Origin of the sequence: Microbacterium gorillae (genome assembly GCF_000826185.2) — a bacterium.
GTDB classification, from domain to species: Bacteria; Actinomycetota; Actinomycetes; order Actinomycetales; family Microbacteriaceae; genus Microbacterium; species Microbacterium gorillae.
The window spans coordinates 492175-508163 of the sequence record NZ_LN648874.1 but is presented as its reverse complement, the minus strand read 5'-3'; the positions used below and the strand labels follow the sequence as shown (position 1 = coordinate 508163).

Annotated in this window: 14 protein-coding genes; 9 read left to right on the top strand and 5 right to left on the bottom strand. The window is 68.0% G+C overall.

What is annotated here, in order from left to right; all coding sequences use genetic code 11:
* The first annotated feature begins 24 nt into the window (after positions 1-24).
* The 4 genes from mtrB (at position 25) to hpf (ending at position 4829) form a co-directional block, all read left to right on the top strand.
* Complete coding sequence (mtrB, locus tag BN1193_RS08395) at positions 25-1629, top strand: MtrAB system histidine kinase MtrB (RefSeq protein ID WP_094770390.1); 1605 nt, start codon at positions 25-27, stop codon at positions 1627-1629.
* Positions 1626-3290: an LpqB family beta-propeller domain-containing protein gene (locus tag BN1193_RS08390; RefSeq protein ID WP_040165415.1), complete on the top strand. Its 1665-nt coding sequence runs from the start codon at positions 1626-1628 to the stop codon at positions 3288-3290. Before mtrB ends, BN1193_RS08390 begins: the two co-directional genes overlap by 4 nt.
* 121 nt (positions 3291-3411) lie before the next feature.
* On the top strand, positions 3412-3825 hold the full coding sequence (locus BN1193_RS08385) for a hypothetical protein (RefSeq protein WP_141396658.1): 414 nt from the start codon (positions 3412-3414) through the stop codon (positions 3823-3825).
* Between the two features lie 338 nt (positions 3826-4163).
* Positions 4164-4829 (top strand): ribosome hibernation-promoting factor, HPF/YfiA family, encoded by a 666-nt coding sequence (hpf, locus tag BN1193_RS08375; protein WP_040165414.1) that lies wholly within the window; start codon positions 4164-4166, stop codon positions 4827-4829.
* Positions 4830-5287: 458 nt separating this feature from the next.
* Here hpf and BN1193_RS17880 read toward each other — a convergent pair whose 3' ends face one another.
* Together BN1193_RS17880 and BN1193_RS08370 are read right to left on the bottom strand one after the other, a co-directional pair.
* The gene (locus tag BN1193_RS17880) at positions 5288-5497 is read right to left on the bottom strand and encodes a hypothetical protein (protein ID WP_141396657.1); all 210 of its coding nucleotides are present in this window, start codon (positions 5495-5497) and stop codon (positions 5288-5290) included.
* A complete protein-coding gene (locus BN1193_RS08370; RefSeq protein WP_040165413.1) occupies positions 5472-6680 on the bottom strand; it encodes a DUF222 domain-containing protein in 1209 nt (402 codons plus the stop codon). The genes BN1193_RS17880 and BN1193_RS08370 overlap by 26 nt, the downstream gene beginning before the upstream one ends.
* Positions 6681-7216: 536 nt before the next feature.
* Between BN1193_RS08370 and BN1193_RS08365 the strand changes: the two genes are divergently transcribed.
* Positions 7217-8140: a 5'-3' exonuclease gene (locus BN1193_RS08365; RefSeq protein ID WP_230206452.1), complete on the top strand. Its 924-nt coding sequence runs from the start codon at positions 7217-7219 to the stop codon at positions 8138-8140.
* Positions 8141-8144: 4 nt separating this feature from the next.
* Here the strand turns inward: BN1193_RS08365 and BN1193_RS08360 are convergent, their stop codons facing one another.
* From BN1193_RS08360 to trpD, 3 genes are read right to left on the bottom strand one after another with little or no spacing between them, the layout of a single operon-like run.
* Entirely contained in the window at positions 8145-9371 is a 1227-nt protein-coding gene (locus BN1193_RS08360) for an MFS transporter (protein ID WP_040165412.1), read from the bottom strand.
* 38 nt (positions 9372-9409) lie between these two features.
* Positions 9410-10393 carry a PHP domain-containing protein gene (locus BN1193_RS08355; protein WP_040165411.1) on the bottom strand — a complete coding sequence of 328 codons (984 nt, stop codon included), beginning with the start codon at positions 10391-10393 and terminating at the stop codon, positions 9410-9412.
* 8 nt (positions 10394-10401) lie between these two features.
* Complete coding sequence (trpD, locus tag BN1193_RS08350; protein ID WP_040165410.1) at positions 10402-11466, bottom strand: anthranilate phosphoribosyltransferase; 1065 nt, start codon at positions 11464-11466, stop codon at positions 10402-10404.
* Positions 11467-11653: 187 nt separating this feature from the next.
* Here trpD and ctaE point away from each other — a divergent pair, with 187 nt between their 5' ends.
* Genes ctaE through qcrB form a run of 4 tightly spaced genes read left to right on the top strand, consistent with a single transcriptional unit; the run spans position 11654 to position 15911 of the window.
* The gene (gene ctaE, locus BN1193_RS08345; protein ID WP_040165409.1) at positions 11654-12292 is read left to right on the top strand and encodes an aa3-type cytochrome oxidase subunit III; all 639 of its coding nucleotides are present in this window, start codon (positions 11654-11656) and stop codon (positions 12290-12292) included.
* Between the two features lie 20 nt (positions 12293-12312).
* Entirely contained in the window at positions 12313-13119 is an 807-nt protein-coding gene (gene qcrC / locus BN1193_RS08340; protein WP_040165408.1) for a cytochrome bc1 complex diheme cytochrome c subunit, read from the top strand.
* A gap of 39 nt (positions 13120-13158) precedes the next feature.
* Positions 13159-14235, top strand: coding sequence for a cytochrome bc1 complex Rieske iron-sulfur subunit (gene qcrA, locus BN1193_RS08335; protein ID WP_040165407.1), 1077 nt, complete (start codon positions 13159-13161; stop codon positions 14233-14235).
* Positions 14232-15911 carry a cytochrome bc1 complex cytochrome b subunit gene (gene qcrB, locus BN1193_RS08330; protein ID WP_052460561.1) on the top strand — a complete coding sequence of 560 codons (1680 nt, stop codon included), beginning with the start codon at positions 14232-14234 and terminating at the stop codon, positions 15909-15911. The genes qcrA and qcrB overlap by 4 nt, the downstream gene beginning before the upstream one ends.
* The last annotated feature ends 78 nt before the right edge of the window (positions 15912-15989 follow it).

Sequence of the window (15989 nt, the reverse complement as noted above, 5' to 3'; positions counted from 1 at the left end):
GGCGTCCGTGCCTGGGCCGCCACGATGTCCCGCTCCTGGCGGCACTCGTTGCGTTTCCGGACGACCGCCATCGCCGTCTTCCTCACGGCACTGTCGCTGCTGGTGGTCTTCTTGACCATGTCCTTCCTGGTGCAGACGAACCTGTTCAACTCGCGGCAGGACCAGGCGCTGGTGAGCGCTCGCACGGCGGCCTCGGACGCGCAGGCCGCCCTGGACGCCGCGGACATCGGCGGGGACCGGTCGAAGATGTTCGCCCTGATGAGCGAGGTGCAATCTCGCATCAGCCGCCTCGCCGCCGCGGACGGTTTCGCCCTGCGCCGCCTCAGCACGGACCAACCGACCGCGACCACGGCGCAGGAGTTCCAGACCGCCGGTTTCTCCGATGACATCATCACGCCCGCGATGCGGCAGAACGTCAGCGACAAACCCGGGACGATGTGGGTGCAGTCCGTCGCGTTGACCGACGCGGACGGAGGGATCGCGCCCGGCCTGCTGATCGGCCAGCAGCTGACGGTGCCGGAGGCCGGCAAGTTCGCGCTGTACATCACGTACGACCTGACTGCGGCGCAGGCGACGCTGAGCTTTCTGCAGGGCGCGCTGTGGGTGACCGGCATCGTGCTGCTCGGCATCATCGGCGTGATCTCGTGGTTCGTGCTGCGCCAGGTGACGGTGCCGATCGAGCAGGCGGCCGAGACCAGTGAGCGCCTGGCCGAGGGCGACCTCGGGGTGCGGTTGGACGTCCGCGGCGAAAGTGAGATCGCGACGCTGGGTCGGTCCTTCAACGCCATGGCGGACAGCCTGGAGGGACAGATCAAGGAGCTCGCGGAACTGTCCCTGGTGCAGCAGCGGTTCGTCTCCGACGTCTCGCACGAGCTGCGCACACCGCTGACCACGATCAAGCTCGCCTCGGACATGCTCAACGACAGTCGCGACGACTTCGATCCCACCACGGCGCGCACCGCGGAACTGCTGCACGACCAGGTCGAGCGGTTCGAGACGCTGCTGACGGACCTGTTGGAGATCAGTCGGTACGACGCCGGCTCGGTCCAGCTCGACATGGAAGCGACGAGCCTCGCACACCTGGCGGAGGACGTCGTCGAGCAGATGCGCCCGCTCGCACAGCAGCACGACAGCGATCTGCGCTTCGTGGCGCCGGGCGGATACTCGCCCGTGGACATGGACCCGCGTCGCGTCCGTCGCGTGGTGCGCAACCTCGTCGGCAACGCCATCGAACACGGTGAGGGCGGTCCCATCGTGGTGACCGTGGACAGTGACCAGGATGCGGTCGCGATCGGTGTCCGCGATTTCGGCCTGGGCATGCGGGCCGAGGACACGCAGCGGGTGTTCGACCGGTTCTGGCGGGCCGATCCGTCGCGGAAACGGACCATCGGCGGCACCGGACTCGGGCTGTCCATCGCGCTCGGCGATGCGCGCCTGCACCACGGCACCTTGACGGTGTGGTCCGAGCAGGGCGTCGGGACGAACTTCGTCCTGACCCTGCCGCGGCGATCCGGGGTGTCGCCGACGCATTCCCCGGTGCCGCTGGAACCCGCCGAGACGACGGCGGCGCTCGACGCCCTCGGGATGACCGAACCCATTCGTCTGCCGCGAGCGGAGGGCACCTCGTGATCCGTCGCCGATTCGCCGCCGCCGTCCTCGTCGCGGTGCTCGCCCTGGCCGGGTGCGGGGCGATGCCGACCTCGTCGTCGGTGTACGCGGGGGATGTGCCCGAGGACGCCGTCCAGCCGCCCATCGAGCTGAAGCCGGGGGCGCCGGTGGCCGGTTCCGATCCGGAGCGCATCGTGCAGGACTTCGTGGAAGCGTCCACGAGCCCCGCGAACAACTATGAGATCGCGCACGAGTTCGTGGCGTCCGGCTCCCCGTGGACGCCTGACGGTGGGGTCACGGTGTACACCGACGACGCGGCGCACTACGCGATGAAGGCCGGCGGTGACGGAACCGCCACGGTGACCTTGACGGCGACCTTGACGGGCACGGTGGACGGTTCCGGTGTGTATTCGGAGAGCGCGCGGGGCGAGACGACCACGCTGAAGTACACCCTCGTGCAGGAGAGCGGCGAGTGGCGCATCGTCGACGCGCCCGCCGGCATCGTGATCGAGGACCTCAACTTCAACCAGGTCTACAACTGGTACGAGGTGGCCTTCTACGATCCGACGTGGACCTTCCTGGTGCCGGACATCCGCTGGTTCCCGGCGTCCCTGGCGGAGTCGCGGATCGTGAACGCCCTCGTCGCCGGGCCCAGCCCCGGGTTGGAGGGAGCGGTGCGCAACGCGTTCGCGTCGGGCACGCGCATGAGCGAGCCGGCGGTGCGGCTGGATTCGTCGCGGGCGGTCGTGACGTTCGCGGAACTGCCGAAGACCGACGCCACGTCCCTGTCCCGGATCTCCCAGCAGCTGCAGCGGAGCCTCTACATCCCCGGGGTGCGCAGTGTGGACATGGTGCTGGGTTCGACGGACCTGACGATCTCGGATGCCAGTCCGCGGTCCACCGCCGTGCCCACGTCCGCGCTGGTGGTGACCGCTGATGAAGCCGGCACACTGGTCGGATCGCAGGTCACGGCGCTTTCCGGGTTGAGCAAGCCGATCCTGGCCATGTCGCCGAAGTCGTTGGCCTACGAGTCCGGTCGCCAACTCGCGGTGTTCCGCTCGGCCGACGGTGTCGTGCGCAGCGTGACGACCGGGGCGGATGCGGTCACGGTCGATGACCGGCCGGGTCTCATCGCGCCCACGATCGACCCGGAGGGCTACATCTGGTCGTTGCCCGGAGCCCAGCCCGGGGCGCTTCACGTGATCGGGACGGACGGTAAGAACGTCGAGGTGAAGAACCCGCCGACGGGCGTCTCCGCGGTGCGGGCGATGGAGATCTCCCGCGACGGCACGCGCCTGGCGGTGACCGGGACCGTCGACGGCCAGTCGTGGCTCGGCTACTTCCCGGTGCTGCGTGACAGCGACGGCGTGCCGTCCGGGGTGGGCGCGTTCGTGGAGGTGGCGTCGCTGACGGGCGCCGGGACCGGGCTGACGTGGCTCGATGATTCCACCGTCGGCACGCTGGTCGCCGACGGTGAGGACATGAACCTCGTGACGAGCATGATCGGGGGCAAGACCGAGGTGATCTCGGCGCCCACCGGTGCTGCGTCGCTGGCGGGGACGAACGTCTCCACGACGGTGCGCGTGCTGACGGCCGATGGGGTTCTGTACACGCGTCGTGGGTCGTCGTGGACGAAGGTCGCCGAGGGCATTCACGTGCTCGGGGTGCAGCAGGTCTCCTAGGGTCGGGAAGCCGGACGGCCGCCCCGGTCGGGGGGCGGGTGGGTTCCTCCCCAGCGTGTTCCCTGACCTCGGGTGGCGGCCGGAGCCGATCCGCTTCGCGGTGCCGGGCCAGACTGGCGCGGTGACGGTGCGTGCAGCGGTGGTGGCGGCCCTGCGGGATGCCGGCGGGCTGCTGCTGCCGCAGGAGTGCGCCGTGTGCTCTCGGACGGGGGTCGCCTGCTGTGTCGGGTGCCGTCCGGAGCTGCAGACGCTCGTCCGGACCGTGCACGGGTTGGCCGTGCACAGCGGTGCCGTGTGGGACGAGCGGACGGCGGCGATCCTGCGCGGGCTGAAGGAGGACGGGCGGACGGGGCTCGCCCGGGTGCTCAGCCCGGCTTTGGGTGCGGCGCTGCGTCGCGCGGCGGCGGGGCAGCGGGTGGCGGTCGTTCCGATCCCGACCGGCGCGGCGGCGTTTCGGCGTCGGGGGTACCGGGTGCCCGACCTGCTGCTGGGTCGGCTGGGCGTGCCGGCGGTCCGGTTGCCTGCCTCCTCTTAACATTCGACGCTGTCGACGGACAGGAAGGTGGTGGAATGTCAGACAGGCCCACCCATTGAGAACATGCGCGGCGCGTTTCGTGTTCGGAGCCGTCCGTTGCCGGGGATCGCCGGGGTGATTCTGGTGGACGACGTGGTCACCACAGGGGCCACTCTGCACGCGGCGGAGGTGGTGTTGCGAGCCTCCGGTGTGCCGGTTCTCGCGGCCGCGACGGCGGTCAGCACACTCCGACGAATTTCTCCGATGAACATCGGGTGACATCCTCGGACGGGGCGGCTACGGTGGGGTTCACAAGCGAGAGGGTCCGCCCTCCGGCGGACCGGACAGGGAGGCCAGAGATGGAAACGAGCTTCGTCGGTGTGGGCGTCGGTATCTCGGACCGATTCCGCGAGGTGGCTGAGGAGAAGGCCGCTCGACTGGGCAACATCGCACCCCGGGCGCAGCGCCTGGACGTCAAGGTGACCCATCATGCTTATCGCCAAGGCCGCATGGATGACGAGACCGTTGAGCTCACGCTCGTGGGCAAGGGGCCGGTCGTGCGGGCGGAGTCGACGGACGCGGACAAGTTCGTCGCGTTCGATATCGCGCTGGACAAGCTCATGGAGCAGATGCGGCGTGTGAAGGGCAAGCGGCTCGACGCGCGGGACAACCCGCGCGGCGCTCACCTGGACAAGAACTCGGGTGCGATCGCGGGGCTCGACCTTCAGCCCGCTTCGGCGGACGTTCTCAAGCAGGTGCGGACCGGTGAGATCCCGATCCTGACCGGCAACGAGGACGAGCCGGACTACACGCCCGTCGTGATCCGGACCAAGCGCTTCGACGCGGAGTGGATGACCGTCGAGGATGCGGTGGATCGCATGGAGCTCGTGGGCCACGATTTCTTCCTGTTCGTGGACGCTCGCAGTGACCAGCCGTCGGTGGTCTACCGCCGCAAGGGATGGGACTACGGCGTGATCGCCCTCGACACGCTGACGCAGCCTGCGGAGGAGACGGTCGCCGGCTGACGTTCGAGGTTCGACGGCGCGCGTTCCCTTCGGGGGCCGCGCGCCGTTCTCATTCCGGTGCGCGGTCTCTGTCCGGGTCGTTCGACGAAGCGTTGGTCCGTGGGTGGCGGAGGTGCTCGTGTCGCGTACCAGCGTTCTCGCGTTCATTTCGCTTGAGACGACACGGGTTTTCGGGGTGGTGCTGTTCGCGTTTCGGCGCACGGATTTCGGGGTGGTTGCGTCGGGTGCGCTCGGGGTGGCGTGGGTGCGTTGGGTTCGGCGCTGCGGGTTCCGGCGGGGTTGGGTTTTCGGCTTAAGACCGTCCGTGATGGATCGGCTCGCGTCGCCGGCTCGCGTCCCCCGGATGGCCGTCGTCGCGCCGGTCGCCGGCCCACTCTCGGTTGTTGGGCGAGCGCCGGCGCGACGGGCCGTCGCGGGGCGCAGGGTGGGTGTGGTGCGGACGGAGTTCTCCCCACGCATCACGCACCCCGTTTCGGCAGTCCCGCGGCCCGTGGGCCGGTCGAATGCCAGGTCTTCGTGGGGTCGATCCAGTCGGGTGGACGGACTTCGGGGACGCCGTCGTTCATCCGGATGTCCCACCCCATGCGGTCGATGAATCGGTGGTGGTGCCAGTAGATCAGCACCCCGTTATCGACATCCGTTTCACCGCCCCTGGACCATTCCTTCACGTGGTGGATCTCGCACCACCGGGCTGGGGTGTGGCATCCCGGGATCACGCAGGACCGGTCCCGGGCGCTGATCGCACGCCGCTGATCGGTGCTGAAGAGCCGCTTGTCGATGGTGAGCTTGACGATGCGTCCGTTTGGGGGCGGTGGTGAGGTGTTGGATGGTGCCACAGCATCCGACGTGCTTCGCCGCGGCGAACGGTACCGCAAGATCGGTACCCGTCCCGTCGGCCCCGGGGATCGTGGCCCAGCCTTCACCGGCACGGACGGTGTCCTCAGTCGCGTGGATCACCAGCACCGGGGCGCCGCCGCCATTCGTCGGCATGTCCGGAGCATTCGGGACCGCGGCAAGGATCGTGCCGAGAGCGTCATGGTTGCGTTGCGCCATGCTCCGCACATCCGCATTCTCGTCCGACTCGTCGGTGGGCCGGAACTTCGCCCCGGCGGGCTGGCCGTGCGGGTTGTTGATCGAATCCAACAGCACCGAGAGTGCCCCGGCAACATCAGGGACGAGTTGACCGGTGATCGGGACGAGCCCGTTGCGCTTGACGCCGAGCCGCAGGGCCCGACCCTGGAAGGCTTTCTCTTCTTCAGCCTCGGCGCCGGTGAGGTCGAGGTCTGTGGCGAGCCGGAGGGAGAGCTCGCGGAGGGTGGCGCACATCACCGGTGCGCCGGTGGTCGTGGTCATCGCCGCGAGAACCTCGTCGACCTCCGCGAGGTCCGTCGACGCGACGCGATCCTTGATCTCCCGCAAGGGCCGGGTGGCGGCTTCCAGACCATCCGCCCCGAGGGCGCCGGTGGTGAGCGCGTCGCGGAGGGCCGGGAACTCTGCTGGCCGCACCTCACCCGACGCGAGCGTGCGCTCCGGCTTCACGACGGCCGCGAGCCGGCTCCATCGCTTGATGGTGGTGGGGGCGGCACCGGTGGTGCGTTGCATCACTTCGTTGGCGGAGCGGCAGTCGCTGGCAACGTCGAAGCGCTCCGCCGTGGCGGAGCGCTTCTCGATGACACCGGTGCCGATGACCAGGGTGGCTTCGACCTGCCGGTAGAGGTCGCCGACCCCGATCATGAACCCGAGCATGTCGTCCCGGTCGGCGGTGTCGAGGGTGCCGGAAACCAGGATGGAGCGGAGGTCGGCGACGGCGTGTGCCATCGTTTCCCGGGTCCGTTCCATCGTGGTGTTCATAACCCATATTTTACGCCGGGCCTCCGACATTGGACGTTGAATATCCCAGGCTGTGAATGGATTTAAGCCTGTGGAAATGAGGTTTCTCTCACACCCGATCCCGCCATGATCTCACCGCGTTTTCGGCTCGCCAACGCTCGCCCAACGACCAGGGGCGGATGCACGCGGACGGACCGTGAGACGGCGTCTGGAACGTCCCCATCCACCGGGCAGTCTTAAGCCGCTGGAAACCCAGCCACCCGAGCCCCTCGAAGCGCGGCACGAATCGCACCCGCAAGGACGAGCGCACTCGACCCAGCCACCTCCAGGAACCGTGCGCCGAAACGAGAACGCGACCATCCCGAAAACCCGTGTCGTCATAAGCCAGAGGGTCCGGCGCACGCTGGAGCGCAATCGGCGAGCGGAACGTCTCCACCCACGGGGTCGAAGGAACCCGGCCCAGCGGAAACGGGAGGCGAAGGAACAACGGATGAGGCTGGAACTCTCAAAGCGCGCGCGTCGACCTGCGGCGGGAGAGAGCCGGATACGCTGAGCCCATGGATCGACCCGGCCCGCTCATGCTCCTGGACACCGCCAGTCTCTACTTCCGTGCGTTCTACGGTGTCCCGGACACCGTGCGGGCCGCGGACGGAACGCAGGTCAACGCGGTTCGCGGGCTGCTTGACATCATCACGAAGCTCGTCACGACCTACCGCCCGTCCGCTGTGGTGGCGTGCTGGGACGACGACTGGCGCCCGAAGTGGCGCGTCGACCTCATCCCGACCTACAAGGCGCATCGCGTCGTGGCGGAGAACGCGGACGGCCCGGACACGGAGGAGACGCCGGCGGAGCTGACCGCGCAGATCCCGCTCATCCGGGAGATGCTCGCGAACCTCGACATCCCGATCGTGGGGCACGCGGACTTCGAGGCGGATGACATCATCGGCACCTTGGCCACGCATGCCGAAGGACCGGTCGACGTGGTGACCGGAGACCGCGATCTCTTCCAGCTCATCGATGACGAACGTGGTGTCCGCGTGATCTACACCGCCCGCGGCATGAGCAACCTCGAGGTCCTGACGGACGAATCGATCGTCTCCAAGTACGGCATCCATGCCGCGCAGTACGCCGACTTCGCAACCATGCGCGGGGACGCCTCGGACGGCCTTCCGGGCGTCGCCGGCGTCGGCGAGAAGACGGCCGCCACCCTGCTGCAGACGCATGACACCCTCTCCGGAATCATCACCGCCGCCGAATCGGGCACCGGAATGTCCGCGGGCGTGCAGAAGAAGCTGCTGGCTGCAGCGGTGTACCTCGAAGTCGCCCCCGCCGTGGTCCGCGTGGCTCGCGACGTGGACGTCAGCGTGCCCGAGGTTCCGCTGGCTGAACCGACGAACGCAGACGCCGCCCGCAAGCACGCCGACCGCTGGGGCTATGCCTCGGCCCTCGACCGCTACCTCGCTGCGATCCCGGAGGCCTGATCCTTCACGCGGGCCTCGGTCGAGCCATCCTGCTCGCCACGACCAGCGTCAGCAGGTACACCACGGACACCGCGGTGAGCACCCACAGTGGGACCGCCCACCCACCGCTGACATCGTGCAGCAGTCCGGTCACGGGCGCCCCGGTCGTCGAGATCAGGTAACCGCCGCCCTGCACGATCGCGGACATCCCCGCCGCTTCGTAGTCAGAACGAGCGGCTGTGACCATGAGCGTCAGAATCGTGATGAATCCGCCCGCCTGAGCGAAGCCGCCGATCGTCATCCACAGCGCCATCAGGTGCGGCGCGATCGTCATGCCCAGCGTCACCGTCACCCACGCCAGCCCGACGATGCCGCTGACCGCCGGAATCGGCAGGTACCGCATCAGGACGGGGATCAGCAACGCGCCGACGATCGCGACACCCTGGAAGATGCTCGCCAGCGCTCCCGCCGCCGTCGTGCCCTCCCCGAGGACGTCATGGGCGATCGACGGGAGCCACGTCGTGAGGGAGTAGTACGCGCCCGACTGCATCCCGAACGCCAGCAGCAGCACGATCGTGACGGGACGCAGCAGTCGCGGCTTCGGCCCGACGACGGGAATCGGACCCGTGACCGCCGCCACCGCATCTCGTTCGGCAGCGACCGCCGCCGCGTCCGGGACGGACTTCCGGCTGCGAATCAGGTGCGCGCCCCACAGCAGAACACCGGCCACGGTGATGCTGCTCCACAGCAGGAGCGCGAGCGACCAGCCGACCGCATCCGCCAGCGGAGCCGTCAGCAGCGTGGTCAGCAGCGAGCCCACGTTCAGCATCGCCGTGTACGCGGCCGTCACGAGAGGGACGCGATCCGGCCGCGTGTCCCGGCGGATGATCACCGGCACTGCGACGTTGCCGATCATGATCACCGCACCGATGATGACCATGCCCGCGAGCATCCAGCCGAACCCGGGCAGCGCCCGCACGAACGACCCGATCAGCACTCCGACCAACGTCATCATCAGAGCGGCCTCGGGCCCGCGCCGCCGGACGACGACGGCGGTGACCGGCGTCAGCAGCGCGAACATGAGGACCGGAGCGGTCGTGATCAGGCCCGCCGTCCCCGCGTCGATACCGAAGTCCGCGGCGATCCTGCTCATGACCGGAGTCGGCGCCACGATCGGGGACCGCATGCTCAGCGCCGCGACGAACAGTCCCCCGAAGATCAACCAGGGCAGGGGTCTCCGCACGGCTGACATCACGCCCCGATCCTATGCGGGCCGCCCCGCCACACCGTTCAGCGGCCGGTCCAGGATCGCAGCCGGTCGAGGGGCCAGGTGGTCACGATGCGCTCTGCGGGAATCCCCGCGTTCTCCGCCCGCGCCGCACCATGATCCAGCAGCGAGAGCTGACCCGGCGCATGGGCGTCCGAGTCGATTGCGAACAGGCACCCGATCTCAAGCGCCAGTGCGATCAGCTCGTCCGGCGGATCATCGCGCTCGGGCCGGGAGTTGATCTCCACGGCCACACCGTTCTCATGGCAGGCCGCGAAGACCGCCTCCGCGTCGAACGCCGATGGCGGACGGGTGCCGCGCTCCCCCGCGACGAGTCGCCCGGTGCAGTGTCCCAGCACCTGCACACGGCCGGACGAGACGGCACGGATCATGCGGGCCGTCATCGGTCCGCTCTCCATCCGCAGTTTCGAGTGGACGGACGCCACGCCGATGTCGAGCTCATCCAGCAGCTCGTCTTCCTGGTCCAGGGCACCGTCGGTGAGGATGTCCACTTCGATACCGCTCAGCACGGCCAACGGCGCGTCCAGCCCGCGGATCACGACGATCTGTTCTCGCAGCCGCTCGGGCGACAGGCCGCGCGCGACGCGCAGGCGCGGCGAATGATCCGTGATCGCCAGGTACTCATGCCCGAGCGCGGCCGCCGCATCGACCATCTCCTGAATGGGCGTCGTGCCGTCCGACCACTCGGTGTGTGCGTGCAGATCGCCGCGCAGACGGGACCGCAACACGCTGACCTCCACCGCGAAGCGTGCGCGGAGTTCGGCCAGTCTCTCCGGCACGTCGCCGGCCAGCGCTTGCAGGATGACGGCGCGCGTGGTGTCCCCGACACCCGGAATCCGACCGGTCGTCAGCCGTTGGCGCAGCTCCCCCGCGGGAACGTTCGCGATGGCCGCCGCGGCGGAGCGGAACGCCTTCGAACGGTAACGGGACGCCCGTTCCCGTTCGAGCAGGGTGGCGATCTCCTGCAGTGCGGCGACGGGGTCCACGCGCGACCTCAGGACTCCGCGAGCTCCGACGTGACGTCGATCCACTCCGTGAGCTTGCGCTCCGCGGCCCCCTCGTCGATCGCCGTCCTCGCCCGCACGACGGCCTCCGCCATGCGCTCCACCATGGAGCGTTGCGCCTGCGCTGCGTCATGCGACAGCGTGTACGCGACGATGCCCGCTGCCGCGTTCAGCAGCACGATGTCACGCACCGGACCGGTCTGACCGGTGAGGACCGAGCGCACCACGTCGGCGTTGTGCTCGGGGTCCCCGCCGCGCAGGTCCTCCAACGATGCGAACGGGATGCCCAGATCGCGCGGGTCCAGATCGTGCTCGTGGATGTCACCGCGGGTGACCTCCCAGATCCGCGAGTGACCGGTCGTGGTCAGCTCGTCGAGACCGTCGTCGCCGCGGAAGACGAGTGCGGTCGCCCCGCGGGTGCGGAAGACGCCGGTGATCAGCGGAACGCGATCAAGCTGCGCGACACCCACGGCGTTGGCCTCGGCGCGCGCCGGATTGCACAGCGGACCGAGGATGTTGAACACGGTCGGGATCGCCAGCTCGCCCCGGGTTGCTCCCGCGTGCCGGAAGCCGGGGTGGAACGCGGCCGCCCACGCGAACGAGATCCCCGTGCGCCGGAGGACCTCGGCGACTTTCTCCGGATCCAGAGTGAGGTTCACGCCGAGAGCCGTCACCACATCGGAGGCACCGGACGAGGAGCTCGCCGCCTTGTTGCCGTGCTTGACCACCGGGATGCCCGCCGCCGCGCAGACGATCGAGGACATCGTGGAGATGTTGACGGTGCGGTGGCGGTCTCCGCCGGTGCCGACGATGTCCAGCACATCGGCCGGAACGGGCAGCGGCACCGCCGATTCCAAGATGGCGTCGCGGAAGCCCACGATCTCGTCGACGGTCTCCCCCTTCGCTCGGAGAGCGACGAGGAATCCGGCCAGTTGGGCATCACTCACGTCACCGTTCATGACCTGTCGCATGGCCCAGGTCGACTCCCACACGCTGAGGTCTCGTCGGTCCAGCAGAGCGGTGAGGAGGTCAGGCCAGGTGAGGGATTCGGTCATGTTCGAATCCTATCCGGGCACGACACGCCGACGCGGCGTCGGTATCTTCGCCCTCGCGAATACTCCGCGATCGGTCCTCCATCCCAGATGCACGGCAGGTTCCCAGGCTCGCGGCACCGAGCCCGCGCCCGTCGCCGGGAGACCCGTGTGGTGCAGTTGCGAAAATCCTGAGAAGAAATCGGCAATAATGGATCTTGTGACGAGCACAGTGACGCATGCCCCCGTGGCCCGAAGCATCAAGCGACCTGATCCCGTAGCCGTCGGCACCATCGTGTGGCTCGGCAGCGAGGTCATGTTCTTCGCCGGCCTCTTCGCGATCTATTTCACCCTCCGGAGCACCTCCCCGGAGCTGTGGGCGAGCCGCACCGAGATGCTCAACGTGCCCTACGCGCTGGTGAACACGATCGTCCTGGTGCTGTCCTCCGTGACCTGCCAGATGGGTGTCTTCGCCGCCGAGCGCATGCAGCCGTACTCGACGAAGTCGCGCGGTCCGCTGGGCTGGGGCATGGTCGAGTGGTTCTGGCTGACCTTCGCGCTGGGCGCGATCTTCGTGTCCGGACAGGTCTGGGAGTACACGACCCTGGTGACGGAGGGCATGCCGATCTCGGCTGACTCCTACGCCTCGGCGTTCTACATCACGACCGGCTTCCACGCCCTGCACGTCACCGGCGGCCTCATCGCGTTCCTCCTCGTCATCGGACGCGCCTACGCCGTCAAGAACTTCCGGCACAAGGAAGCCACCACCGCGATCGTCGTGTCCTATTACTGGCACTTCGTCGACGTGGTGTGGATCGCCCTGTTCGCCGTCATCTACTTCCTCAAGTAAGAAGCGGAGCTGTCACAGACATGGCACGAGAGAAGAAGACCCGCAACAACGGCCGGCGCAGCCCGCTGGCCGCGGTCGCGCTGATCGGTCTCGGACTCCTCCTCACCGGTGGGGCCTACGCCGGCGCGAGCGCTGCGGTCGCCGCCACCACCGACTCCTCCACGAGCGTTTCGGCCGCGGCCGACACCGACACGGGCAAGAAGCTGTTCCAGGCGAACTGCGCCACCTGCCACGGTATGGACCTCGAGGGAACCGCCAACGGACCGTCGCTGGTCGGCGTGGGCGAACTGGCCGTCGAATTCCAGGTGTCCACCGGTCGCATGCCGCTGCAGATGCAGGGCCCCCAGGCTCCGCAGAAGCCGGTGCAGTTCACCGAGGAGCAGACCCGCGACATGGCCGCCTGGGTGCAGTCGGTCGCCCCGGGTGCCACCTATCCCGCGGAGAACATCATCTCCGGCGAGGGTGACGTCGCCCGCGGTGCGGAGCTCTTCCGCATCAACTGCGCGATGTGCCACAACGTGGCCGCCGCCGGTGGTGCACTCACGGAGGGAAAGTACGCTCCACCGCTGACCTCGACCAGCCCGCTGCACATCTACGCCGCGATGGTCACCGGTCCGCAGAACATGCCGGTGTTCAACAACATGACGCTGACCGAACAGGACAAGCAGGACATCATCGCCTCGCTCGTGTTCACGCAGCAGGAGGTGAACCCCGGCGGGTTCACGCTCGGCTCGCTCGGTCCCGTCTCAGAGGGCCTGTTCATCTGGATCTTCGGTATCGGCGCTCTGGTCGCCATCACCGTCTGGATCACGGCGAAGTCGAACTGACGCCCGGTCACTCTTAAGAATTCACGTACGAGGAGCACAATGGCACACGAGGACGACTCGCAGGCGCTGGAACGGAGCTATCAGCCTCCGGCCGGCACCGCTGTCGCGACCGATGACCCGGCCCAGAACCCCGGCCTCCCGCCGCACCGCGAGCGGATGACCGACAAGGACCCTCGGGCCGAGAAGGCCGCTGAGCGCACGGTCTACACCCTCTTCTACCTGTCCGTGGCGGGGAGCATCTGGGCGGTCGCCGCCTACATGCTGTTCCCGATCGAGAGCGGCAAGCTCATCGATGTCCGGTACAACAACCTCTTCATCGGTCTCGGCATCGCCCTGGCACTGCTCGCGATCGGTATCGGCGCGATCCACTGGTCCAAGGCGCTGATGTCGGACAAGGAGCACGTCGAGGCGCGTCACCAGACCCGCGGCAAGGACGCCACTCGCGAGGCTGCCGTCGAGGCCTTCGCCGAGGCCAACGAAGAGAGCGGCTTCGGCCGCCGGACGATGATCCGCAACTCGCTGATCGCCGCCGTCGTCGCCTCGATCATCCCGGGCGTCACGCTGTTCCGCGGACTCGCACCGCACTCCACGCCGGACAACCCCATCGCGGGCGACCCGGTCGCACTCCTGAACCAGACGATGTGGAAGACCGGGGAGCGCCTCGCGCACGACCCGGACGGCACTCCGATCCGTGCCGCTGACCTGACGCTCGGTTCCGCCGTGCACGTGATCCCGGAATCCCTCGCGAAGCTGTCGCACCACGACGGCTACCTGGAGGAGAAGGCCAAGGCCATCGTGCTGCTGGTCCGCCTCCCGGAGGAGGACCTCATCGAGGAACCGTCCCGCAAGGACTGGTCCTACAAGGGCATCGTGGCCTACTCCAAGGTCTGCACGCACGTCGGTTGCCCGGTGGCCCTGTACGAGCAGCAGACGCACCACCTGCTGTGCCCGTGCCACCAGTCGCAGTTCGACATCACCCGTCACGCGGCCGTCATCTTCGGCCCGGCTGCACGTCCGCTGCCGCAGCTTCCGATCGAGGTTGACTCCGAGGGGTACCTGATCGCGAAGAGCGACTTCACCGAGGCCGTCGGCCCGAGCTTCTGGGAGCGTCATTGAGTACCGCAACCGCGCCTTCTGAGCAGAAGGCGGAAAACAAGCCCCTCGGCGGGAAGTTCATCGGCGGCGTCGCGAACTATCTCGACGAGCGCACCAGCCTGTCCGGCTTCGTCAAGGAGCTCGGCCGGAAGATCTTCCCCGACCACTGGTCGTTCATGCTGGGTGAGATCGCCCTGTGGAGCTTCGTCGTCGTGTTCCTCTCGGGCACGTTCCTGACGTTCTTCTTCCAGGCCTCGATGGTCGAGACCCACTACACGGGTGCGTACGCCCCGATGCGTGGTGTCGAGATGTCCGCGGCCATGGACTCCGCCCTCCGGCTGTCCTTCGACATCCGTGGTGGACTGCTGGTCCGCCAGATCCACCACTGGGCGGCGCTCGTGTTCGTCGCCGGCATCGGCGTGCACATGCTCCGCGTGTTCTTCACCGGCGCGTTCCGCAAGCCGCGCGAGCTGAACTGGGTCATCGGTTTCGTCCTGTTCATCCTCGCAATGGCCGAGGGCTTCACCGGCTACTCGCTGCCGGACGACCTGCTCTCCGGTAACGGCCTGCGCATCATCGACGGCATGGTCAAGGGCATTCCGCTGATCGGCACCTGGACCTCGTTCCTGCTCTTCGGCGGCGAGTTCCCGGGCACGCAGATCGTCGGCCGCCTGTACACGCTGCACATCCTGCTGCTCCCGTTGCTGGTGATCGCCATGGTGGTCCTCCACCTGATGCTCATGATCATCAACAAGCACACGCAGTTCGCCGGCCCCGGCCGCACGAACCAGAACGTCGTGGGCTACCCGATGATGCCGGTCTACATGTCCAAGATGGGCGGCTTCCTGTTCCTCGTCTTCGGTGTGATCGTCCTGATCGCGTCGCTCTTCCAGATCAACCCGATCTGGAACTACGGACCATACGACCCCTCCCCTGTGTCCGCCGGTACCCAGCCGGACTGGTACATCGGCTTCGCGGACGGCATGCTGCGACTGATTCCGCCGCACCTGGAGACGATCCTGTGGGGCCACTCCTTCACGTGGTACATCATCATCCCGCTGGTCGTGCTCGGTGGCTTCATCGTGCTGGTCCTGCTGTACCCGTTCATCGAAGCCTGGGTCACGGGTGACAAGCGCGAGCACCACATCGCTCAGCGTCCTCGCAACGCGGCGACCCGCACCGCCATCGGCGCCGCAGGTGTCACGTTCTACGCCGTGATGTGGGCCGCCGCTTCGTCCGACCTGATCGCGACGCACTTCCACCTGACGATGGAGGGGGTCATCCACTCCCTCCAGGCGCTGCTCATCCTCGGCCCGATCCTGGCCTACTTCGTCACGAAGCGGATCTGCATCGCGCTGCAGAAGAAGGACCGCGAGATCGCGCTGCACGGTTACGAGTCCGGACGCATCGTCCGACTCCCGGGTGGCGAGTACATCGAGGTCCACAAGCCGGTCGACGCGTACGACCGCTGGAAGCTCGTCGACTACGACACGTACGAGCCGCTGGTCGTGCGTCCGAACGCGAAGGGCCGCATCGGCTTCTGGCAGAACACGCGCGCGGCGATCTCCCGCTGGTTCTTCGAGGACCGCCTGGCTCCGGTCACGCAGACCGAGCTCGACGCGGCTGACGCGCACCACGCGCACGGTGTCGCCGGCGGCCACGACGCTCCCGAGATCGAGGGCGACGCGAAGCACTGATCGCACGCTGAAAGGGGCTCCGGACATTCGTCCGGAGCCCCTTTCGCGTCACCTCTTCAAGGAGACGGACGGGTGTGG